Origin of the sequence: Tardiphaga sp. (assembly GCF_044340795.1) — a bacterium.
Lineage (GTDB): Bacteria > Pseudomonadota > Alphaproteobacteria > Rhizobiales > Xanthobacteraceae > Tardiphaga.
The window spans coordinates 1-9196 of the sequence record NZ_JBIISY010000230.1 but is presented as its reverse complement, the minus strand read 5'-3'; the positions used below and the strand labels follow the sequence as shown (position 1 = coordinate 9196).

General features: G+C 63.6%; 9 protein-coding genes and 1 riboswitch. Of the genes, 5 read left to right on the top strand and 4 right to left on the bottom strand.

Annotation, left to right across the window (positions count from 1 at the left end; genetic code table 11):
• Positions 1 to 251: 251 nt before the first annotated feature.
• On the bottom strand, positions 252 to 989 hold the full coding sequence (locus tag ACIQ17_RS26565) for an SDR family oxidoreductase (RefSeq protein ID WP_398472314.1): 738 nt from the start codon (positions 987 to 989) through the stop codon (positions 252 to 254).
• Positions 990 to 1081: 92 nt separating this feature from the next.
• Here ACIQ17_RS26565 and ACIQ17_RS26560 point away from each other — a divergent pair, with 92 nt between their 5' ends.
• On the top strand, positions 1082 to 2350 hold the full coding sequence (locus tag ACIQ17_RS26560; RefSeq protein ID WP_398472313.1) for a Zn-dependent hydrolase: 1269 nt from the start codon (positions 1082 to 1084) through the stop codon (positions 2348 to 2350).
• On the opposite strand, the gene ACIQ17_RS26555 is transcribed toward ACIQ17_RS26560, so the two are convergent.
• Positions 2347 to 4338 carry a putative bifunctional diguanylate cyclase/phosphodiesterase gene (locus tag ACIQ17_RS26555; RefSeq protein ID WP_398472312.1) on the bottom strand — a complete coding sequence of 664 codons (1992 nt, stop codon included), beginning with the start codon at positions 4336 to 4338 and terminating at the stop codon, positions 2347 to 2349. The genes ACIQ17_RS26560 and ACIQ17_RS26555 overlap by 4 nt on opposite strands.
• Before the next feature lie 113 nt (positions 4339 to 4451).
• Here ACIQ17_RS26555 and ACIQ17_RS26550 point away from each other — a divergent pair, with 113 nt between their 5' ends.
• The gene (locus ACIQ17_RS26550; protein ID WP_398472311.1) at positions 4452 to 4964 is read left to right on the top strand and encodes a tyrosine phosphatase family protein; all 513 of its coding nucleotides are present in this window, start codon (positions 4452 to 4454) and stop codon (positions 4962 to 4964) included.
• Here the strand turns inward: ACIQ17_RS26550 and cobS are convergent.
• Both cobS and cobT read right to left on the bottom strand, forming a co-directional pair.
• Positions 4957 to 5721 (bottom strand): adenosylcobinamide-GDP ribazoletransferase, encoded by a 765-nt coding sequence (gene cobS, locus ACIQ17_RS26545; RefSeq protein ID WP_398472309.1) that lies wholly within the window; start codon positions 5719 to 5721, stop codon positions 4957 to 4959. The two genes, ACIQ17_RS26550 and cobS, sit on opposite strands and share 8 nt — an antisense overlap.
• The gene (gene cobT / locus ACIQ17_RS26540; RefSeq protein WP_398472307.1) at positions 5722 to 6807 is read right to left on the bottom strand and encodes a nicotinate-nucleotide--dimethylbenzimidazole phosphoribosyltransferase; all 1086 of its coding nucleotides are present in this window, start codon (positions 6805 to 6807) and stop codon (positions 5722 to 5724) included. It lies immediately after the preceding gene.
• A 65-nt stretch (positions 6808 to 6872) separates the two neighbouring features.
• Positions 6873 to 7068: riboswitch (cobalamin riboswitch) on the top strand.
• Positions 7069 to 7159: 91 nt separating this feature from the next.
• Between cobT and ACIQ17_RS26535 the strand changes: the two genes are divergently transcribed.
• The 3 genes from ACIQ17_RS26535 to cobW are packed head-to-tail and all read left to right on the top strand — an operon-like array spanning position 7160 to position 9147.
• Positions 7160 to 7606, top strand: coding sequence for a DUF1636 family protein (locus ACIQ17_RS26535; RefSeq protein ID WP_398472306.1), 447 nt, complete (start codon positions 7160 to 7162; stop codon positions 7604 to 7606).
• Positions 7603 to 8133, top strand: a complete 531-nt coding sequence (cobU, locus tag ACIQ17_RS26530) for a bifunctional adenosylcobinamide kinase/adenosylcobinamide-phosphate guanylyltransferase (RefSeq protein WP_398472305.1) — start codon at positions 7603 to 7605, stop codon at positions 8131 to 8133. Before ACIQ17_RS26535 ends, cobU begins: the two co-directional genes overlap by 4 nt.
• Positions 8134 to 9147: a cobalamin biosynthesis protein CobW gene (cobW, locus tag ACIQ17_RS26525; RefSeq protein ID WP_398472304.1), complete on the top strand. Its 1014-nt coding sequence runs from the start codon at positions 8134 to 8136 to the stop codon at positions 9145 to 9147.
• Positions 9148 to 9196: the final 49 nt, after the last annotated feature.

Below are 9196 nucleotides of genomic sequence, written 5' to 3'. Positions count from 1 at the left end.
CGCGGAAGCGTCGCGGGACTGAGATGGTCTGGCTGTTTGACATGTTGAGTGAAGTGACGCGCGGAAGATGTGCTCCCTCCCTCAAGCGTGGCGCAGCCACGCGCAGTGAGGAGGGCCGGGGTGGGGTGCTTCCCCACACTCCGTCCTTACGTGGGGATAGACCCCACCCGTCTCGAAGCTCGCTGAACGCTCGCTTCTCACCACCCTCCCCACTGCGCCGCTGCGCGGCTTGGGGGAGGGACAAGACAGGCTCAATACCCGATCAAGCTCCGATTCCATGTCGGGCTGATCAGCACCTCGTTCATGCAGACATGCGGCGGCATGCCCGCGATGAACGCGATCGTCTTGCCGAGATCCTCCGGCTGCAGCATGCGCGCCATCACCTCCGCACTCGGCGGCACCGGCCGGTTCTTCATGATGTCGGTCGCCACCTCGCCCGGCGAGAGGCAGCAGGCGCGCAGCCCGTTGACGCATTCATCCATGTTGAACGAATGCGTCAGTGCCAGCACCGCATGTTTGGTGGAGGTGTAGGCCGGTCCCGTCATCTTGGAGACGATGCGGCCTGCCCACGACGCCACATTGATGATGCATCCATCCTTCTGTGCGCGCATCGCCGGCAGCACGGCGCGGATGCAATACATCAAGCCCTTGAGATTGATGTCGACGATCTGGTCAAAACCTTCTTCGGTGACATCCTGCCAGCTGCGCTTCGGCAGATTGATGCCGGCGCTGTTGACGAGCAGGTCGATGCGGCCGTGTTTGGCGAGAATGGCGTCAGCGACTTTCCTCGCATCGGCGGCGTTGCTGACATCGAGCGCCATCGCTTCAATCGGCTTGCCGCCGGCGCCGAGTTCCTTGACCACGTCGTTGAGTACCTCGGCGCGACGTCCGGAAATGATCACCGTCCAGCCATCGGCCAGCAGCGATTCTGCGCCGGCCTTGCCGATCCCCGTCCCGCCACCGGTCACCCATGCGATTTTCTTCGTCACGCTGTTCTCCCTGATCGTTTCTTGCTTGATCGCGCGCAGAGTGTTCACCAATTATGCTGGCAAGACCAGCCCACATCGCGCGAGTGATTTCGTTGAACAAGCCTGCCGACACCAAGCCGCCCATCGATCAGGACCGTCTCTGGGACGATCACATGGCGCTCGCCGAGATCACCGATCCCGACAAGCCGTGGACGCGGCGCTCGTTCTCGCAGCGTTTTCTCGACGGGCGCGCCTGGTTGAAAACGCAATATGAAGCCGCAGGCATGACGGTGCGGATGGATGCCGGCGCCAATGTGATCGCGCGTCTCGAAGGCAGCGTGGAGGGGCTGCCGCCGATCATGCTGGGCTCGCATTCCGACACCGTGCCATCCGGCGGCCGCTTCGATGGCATTTCCGGCATTCTCACCGCGCTCGAAGCCGTCCGCGCGCTGCAGGCCTCCGGCTACAGATCACGCCATCCCATCGAGATCGTGGATTTCCTCGCCGAAGAGCCCAGCGAATACGGCCTGTCCTGCGTCGGCAGCCGCGCCATGGTCGGCGAGCTCGATGCAAAAATGCTGACCTATACGAATGCGAGTGGTGAAACGCTGGCCGACGCCATCAGGCGTGTCGGCGGTGATCCCGAGAAAATCGCGACGATGGAAAAGCCGACGTTCGCCGGTTATCTCGAACTCCATATCGAGCAGGGCATCGTGCTGGAGAGCAACAAGCTCGACGTCGCACTCGTCACCGGCATCGCCGGCATCACCCGCGTGGAGATCGTGCTCACCGGCGCTGCCGATCACGCCGGCTCGACGCTGATGGAATATCGCCGCGATGCGTCGCTGGCCGCGGCGGAGATCGTGCTGCTGGTGGCCCGCAAGGCCCATGAATATGCCGCGCGAAAGCAGGGGCATTTCGTCGCCACCTGCGGCATTCTCGAGATCAGTCCCAATGCCTCCAATGTGGTGCCCGGGGGCGCGCGCATGATCCTCGATATCCGCGCCGAGAAGGCCGAGATCGTCGCCGATTTCGTCGCCATGCTGGACAGCGAGACACAGGCGATCGCCGGGCGTGCAAAGGTCGATCGCACCAGATTCGGCATCATTTCGCAGAACCCGCCATCGCCCTGCGACGATCATCTGCGCGACATTCTCGGCCGTGCGGCGGGCAAGCTCGGCTATTCCACCACCACGCTCGCATCAGGGGCTGGCCACGATGCCGCCTTCATGTCGCATATCGGCAAGAGCGCGATGCTGTTCGTGCCGTCCAAGGACGGCAAGAGCCATTGTCCGGAGGAATATACGTCACCGGAGCAACTCGCCGTCGGCGCCGCCACGCTCTATGAGGCGGTGCGCCTGCTGGACGGGCAGAACGACTAACCATGCAACAGGGCGTCGATCCGCGCGGCCTCGCCGGATCGTTCGAGATACTCTGCGACGTCGCCAATCTGCATCGGCCGCGCAAAGGCGTAACCCTGCATGAAGCGGCAGCCCTGCTTGCGCAGGAAGGTGGCCTGATCGGCGCTTTCCACGCCCTCGACGATACAGTCATGGCCGAGGTCGTCGCACATGCCGATCATGGTCCTGAGGATCAGGCGCGCGGCCGGATCGGTCTCGATGCGGCTGATGAAGCTGCGATCGATCTTGACCTTGTCGAGCGGCAATTCGTGGATGCAGCTCAGGCTCGAATAGCCGGTGCCGAAATCGTCCAGCGAGATGCGGGTGCCGAGCGCGCGCAGGGCATTGAGGGCCTGCGATGCCTGGACGAGGTTGCGCATCACGCCGGTCTCGGTGATCTCGAAATCGATCCTGCTCGGCTTGACGCCGCTTTGCTGGATCACGGCGATCAGTTTGAGGATCGACAGCGTCGAGCCTACATCGATCGCGGAGAGATTGAACGAGATGCGGATATTGTCGGACCAGGTCGCAGCACCTTCGAGCGCCTTGCGGAGCAGCAGTGGCGTCAGCTGCGAGATCATGCCGGACCGTTCGGCCGCGACGATGAAGGTCATCGGCGGGACATCGCCAAGCTCGGGATTGCGCCAGCGCGCCAGGGCCTCGAAGCTGACGGTGCGCCCGGTGGTGGCGCAGACGATCGGCTGATAGGCGATCCACAGCTCGCTTTCGAGATCGGCATTGACCAGCGCCTGGTCGAGCCGGCTGGCCTCGCGGATGGTCGCCTCGTGTTCGGCGCTGAACCGCACGATCTTGCCACGGCCGCTCTGCTTGCCGAAATGCAGTGCGTAGTCGGCACGTTCGAACAGGTCTTCGGCCGTCCTGGCAGCGTCGGGGAATTGCGCATATCCCAGCGAGCAGCCGATGCGCACGGTCACATTGTCGATCTCGAACGGCGCCTCGAACACCGCGTTGAGCTTGTTTTCGCCCTCGCTGATCGCCTGTTCATTCTCGAGCTGGTCGCTGAAAAGAACGAATTCGTCACCACCGAGCCGGCCGAAGAACGTGCGCGGGTCAAGATGTGTCCGCAGACGGTCAGCGACTTCGACCAGCAGACGATCGCCGATCCGGTGACCATGAACGTCATTGATCTGCCTGAAACCGTCGAGATCAATGATGCCGAGCGACAGGCGTCGACCGTTCAGGCTTGCGGCTGTGATGGCGCGTTCCAGTTCGGCGAAGAAATAGCGGCGGTTCGGCAGGCCGGTGAGACTGTCGGTATTGGAGTTCTGGTAGTTCCGGTCGCTGAGCAGTTGCAGCTCGGCCTGCTTGATGCGCAGCGCCTTCTCGGAACTGACGCGCTGCTCGAAATCCTTGTGGTTGCCGAGCAGCATGATCACGATGGCGAGAGTGACGACGACGAAGTTGAAGGCGATGGCGACGAAGATGGGGTTCTCGCTGGAGCCGAAATAGATGGCGAAGGGGGTGACGACGAAGTTCATCACGATCAGTGCGGCCGGTCGCAGATGCATCAGGCAGAAGCCACAGCCGATGGATGTCACAGCCATGAAAAAAGCGATGTGGCTCTTGCCGAGATCGTCAGCATAGGCCATCAGGCTGATGCTCCAGCAGCAGAACGCCACGCCTAGAATCCCGGCGAAGATGATCGAGCTGCGCAACTTGTCGAGGGCTTCATCGAGCGTGAATTCCCGATGCCGCGATCTCCACCAGACGACGATGCGGAACGCGCAGATCACACTCAGTGCGGAAGGCAGGTAAAGTGCCAATATCGCTGGCGCAGTATTGCGGAAGCTGAGGGCAAGAACCGCCACGTTGACGATCACGATGACATACATCATCGGGACTTGACGCGTGAACGCGACGAGTTTCGCCTGTATCAATTCCGGGTTGTCGCTCGGCAGCCGCAGAAATGGCGGCAGTCGGTCGGCAACTGAGGAAAAAACCCTGGACATCGTGCCGTATCCAAATTGAAAACATGAACTAAAATAGAAAATTCAGTAGTTACCTACCGCAACTTGTTTAAGATTGGACTGACGTGTTGAGTCCGGAAAACGACACCCGCGATATGATCTATGTTAGTTCGCTAAGCGGACTGTCCGGGCTTGCAGCCTCGCTCGAATCTTTCGATCTGCTGACCCTGTTGTCACCGAGCGCGGTGAAGCATGAATGGAGCGAGCTCGTGCGCGCGCGGCACGTTCAGCTGTCGTTCCACGACATTGTGGAGTTGACGCCGGATCTGATCGCGCCCGATGCGGATGTGATGCAGGCTATCCTCGATTTCGGCCGAGCAGCGGTTGATCAGCGGCCGCTGCTCGTGCATTGCTGGGCCGGCATCAGCCGATCCAGTGCGGCAGCCTATGCGATCGCCTGCGATCGCAATCCCGGCTATGAAGCAGAGATCGCCGATGAACTCCGACGCCGTTCGCCTTATGTGACGCCGAACAGGCTGATGGTGAAACTTGCGGATGATATCCTCAACCGCCATGGCCGCATGAGTACGGCAATCGCACGCATCGGTCGCGGTGCAGAGGCGGCCGAAGGCGAGCCGTATCAATTGCCGTTGCGCTGGCCTATCTGAGCACGGCCGCAACGCCGAGCAGAAATCCGATCTCGAACAGTTGCTCGATGGCGCCGAGCACATCGCCGGTGTAACCGCCGATCAGGCGTTTGGCCGACCGTGCGAGCAGGGTGCCGAGCAGCGCGCCAAGCAGCACACCGAGCGCAACGGATTTGAACGAGATGAACGCGAGCGGCACGGTAGCAAGTACAGCAGCGACGAGGAGAAACACGATCTCGTCGCGCCGGACAGGCGCTTCCGCGTAGCTCACTTTCATAGCTGTGGTGTCGCCGGCGTAAGCGAGACGGTTCATCACAAAGGCCGGCATCGCACGTGCCGCAGCGTGTGCTGCGATCAAGGCAGTCGCGCCGGCCCATGACGGCAGCATCGCCAGCGCCGCGATACGCAGTGCGCAACCGAGCCCCAGCGCCAGCGCGCCATAGGTGCCGATACGGCTGTCCTTCATGATGGCGAGGCGCCGCTCGACGGTCCAGCCGCCACCGAACGCATCGACCGTGTCGGCGAGACCGTCTTCATGCAAGGCACTGGTCAGTGCGATGCTGGTCGCGACGGCGAGAATGGCGGCAATCAACGGCGACCAGAGCTGGCATGCGACGACAAATACAAGCGCGGAGGCGAAGCCGATCGCAGCGCCGATCAGCGGAAAATACTTCATCGCCCGCGCCAGCCAGTCCGGCTCGGGCGTGCTGTCCGAATGCGGCGTCGGCACCACCGTCAGGAAGCGGATCGCATTGAGCAGATGCCGATCCGGCGTCATCTAGATTTTACCCGCCAGCACGTCGTCGAGGCTGGCGACATCGGTGAGCAGGCGCGCGGCGGCGCGCACCAGCGGCACGGCGAGCAGGGCGCCGGTGCCTTCGCCAAGCCGCAGGCCAAGATCCAGCAGCGGGCTGGCGTCGAGTGCCTTGAGCACGATGTCGTGTCCGCGCTCGGCCGAGCGATGCGCGAAGACGCAATAGCCGCGCGCCTCCGGGCACAAGCGGATTGCAAGCAGGGCGGCGACGCTGGAGATGAAGCCATCGACAATGACCGGGCGCCGCTGCGAGGCGGCGCCAAGCACCGCGCCGGCCATGCCGGCAATTTCAAGGCCGCCGAATTCGGCGAGCACGTCGAGTGGTGCGCTGGCATCGCTGCGCGCAGCGGCCATCGCGATCGCAGCGCGTTTGCGACTCATGCCGATGTCGTCCTGGCCGGCGCCAACGCCGATGCATTCGTCCAGCGACGCGGGCGCGAGACGATGCGCGAGTAGTGCGGAGGACGCCGTGTTGCCGATCCCCATTTCGCCAAGCGCGATGATGTCGGCACCCGCCTTGATCTCGCCGATGGCAATGCGGATCCCGTGGTTCAGCGCTTCAGCAGTTTGCGTCGCCGTCATCGCCGGTTCGCGCGCTGCATTGGCGGTGCCCATGCGCACCTTCGCGTCACGCAGGCCAGGATGCACCGGCAGTTCCGCGGCGACACCGATGTCGATGACGCGGACATCGATTCCATTGGCCTTGGCAAAGGCATTGGCGCTGGCGCGGCCGGCCAGATAGGTCATCACCATCGCGACGGTCACGGCCGACGGATATTGCGACACGCCCTCGGCCACGAGCCCGTGATCGCCGGCAAACACCAGCAGCACCGCCTTCTCCCCGCGGGGCTCGCCGGGATGGCGGATCATGCCGAGCTGGATGGCAAGTTCCTCGATTCGTCCGAGCGACCCCGGTGGCTTGGCCTTGCCGTCGATGACCGCACGGAGGCTCGCCTCGGTGGCGGGATCGAGGGGCGTGATGGCCGGCGGCTGCCAGAGGGGACGATGCGAGGTCAAATGCGGGTTCCTTTGGCCGTCTGTCTCGCGCATCCGCGGCCTCCGGGTCAACAGTGGCCGCGCAGTTCCGGCCGTGGTTGACCCGGGCTGTGGCTGCAGATAGCGTCCGCCGCGATGGTCCTTCCGCGAGGAAGGTGAAAAGGGAAGCCGGTGCGATACCGGCGCTGCCCCCGCAACTGTAAGCGATGAGCCCGCGCCTCGGCCACTGGGAGTTCCCGATCTGGGAGTTCTGGGAAGGCGGCAACGGGCGCCGACTCGCGAGCCAGGAGACCTGCCGTCGCGAATTGTGCTTTGGAGGCGTCGTCGGGGCGGGGTGCACCGGACGGGAGCGAGTGGATGCTGGCATCCGCGCGACCCAACAAAGCTCGCCTGATTTGAGCCCGTGATGGATCGCGACGCATCGACCTTGCCTGACGACACCTGTGTCACCGACCTGCCGCGCCCGCTGCCCTCAGCGCCGGTGGTGGTGAGCGTTTGCGTGAATTGCAAGGCGGCCGATGGTGCCGTCGTTGGCCCGGCGATGCTCGATGCGGTGACGGCAGCGCTCGATGAGCGCGATGTGTCGGTCATGGTGCGGCCGGTGCAGTGCCTCAGCGTCTGCAAGCGGCCGACCACCGTCGCGGTGACGAGTCAGGACGGCTATACATTCTTGTTCGGTGATCTCATCACCGACACCGGCGCGGATGCCGTCGCGTCCTTCGTGCAGTCCTATCAGAAATCCGATTACGGGCTCGTGCCCTGGCGCGAGCGTGCCGACGTGCTGCGCAAGGGCATGGTGGCGCGCGTGCCGCCGCTGCGCTGGTCGCCCGAAGATGGCAGGGCGCCGAAATGACCTCGCTCGGCACAACGCTCGTACTCGGCGGCGCGCGCTCCGGCAAGTCGGCCTTTGCCGAGCGGCTGATCGACGAGATGTCGCTCACGAAAGTCTATCTCGCCACGGCGACCGCCGGCGATGACGAGATGCAGGCCCGGATCGCCCAGCATCGCAAGCAGCGGGGCGAGACCTGGATCACCATCGAGGAGCCGCTGGCGCTGGTCGATACCTTGACGCGCGAATCCACCATCGGCCGCGTCATTCTCGTCGATTGCCTCACACTGTGGCTGTCCAATCTGATGATGGCGGAGCGTGATCCCGAGGTCGAGGCGAAGCGTCTGGTGCGTTTTCTCGACGTGTCCCGCTATCCCATCGTCTTCGTCTCCAATGAAGTCGGTCTCGGCCTCGTGCCGGAGACACCGATCGGCCGCGCGTTTCGTGATGCGCAGGGCCGGCTCAACCAGACCATTGCCGCCGCCGTGAACAATGTCGCTTTCGTCGCTGCCGGCCTTCCTCTTTGGCTCAAGCGTTTTCAGGAGATCTGAATGTCCCGCGTCCCCGTCACCGTCCTCACCGGCTTTCTCGGCGCTGGCAAGACCACGCTGCTGCGTTCGCTGCTGACGCAGGCCGATGGCCGCCGCATCGCTGTCATCGTCAATGAATTCGGCGATGCCGGTTTCGATGGCGGCCTTGTCGAGGAATGCGCGGCCAAAGCCTGCGCGCCCGGTGATATCGTTGAGCTCACCAATGGCTGCATCTGCTGCACCGTGGCCGATGATTTCGTGCCGACCATGGAAAAGCTGCTGTCGCGCGAGCGTCCGCTCGACGCCATCGTGATCGAAACCTCCGGGCTGGCTTTGCCGCAGCCGCTACTGAAGGCCTTTGCATGGCCGGCCGTGAAGACGCGTGCAACGGTCGATGGCGTCGTCACCGTGGTCGATGCGCTGGCGCTATCCGAAGGCCGTATCACGCTGGATGAACATGCATTGGCCGAGCAACGCGCCGCCGATGAAGGCATCGATCATGACGATCCCATTGAAGAGGTGTTCGAGGACCAGCTCGCCTGCGCCGATCTCGTGGTGCTCTCCAAGAGCGATCTCGTCAGCGCCGAACAGCTCGCCGAGATCGAGACCAAGCTGAAAGCCGAGCTCCGCGCCGGTGTCGGCATCGTCCGCTCCAAGGGCGATCTCGCGCCAAAAGTGCTGATCGGCCTCAATGCGGCTGCCGAAGATGACATGGCGGCGCGCGCCGGCCATCACGGCGAGGAAGAAGAGCACGATCACGACGATTTCGACAGCATCGTCATCAAGCCAACTGCAGCGGCGGATCTCGACACCATGCGCGCCCGCGTCAGCGATGCGCTCGGCCTTGACGGCGTGTTGCGCGTGAAGGGCCATGCCCGCATCGCTGACAAGCCGGCGCCCATCGTGGTGCAGGCCGTCGGCGCCCGCGTCGATCTCGCTTTCGCGCGGCCCGATGTGAGCCATCCCGAACATCTCGTCGTCATCGGCCTGAAGGGCTTTGATGCGGACGCCGCGCGAAAAGCGTTGGCGGGATAGTTTCTTTCCCTCCCCGGAGCGAAGCGACTGGGGAGGGTGGATCGAATGC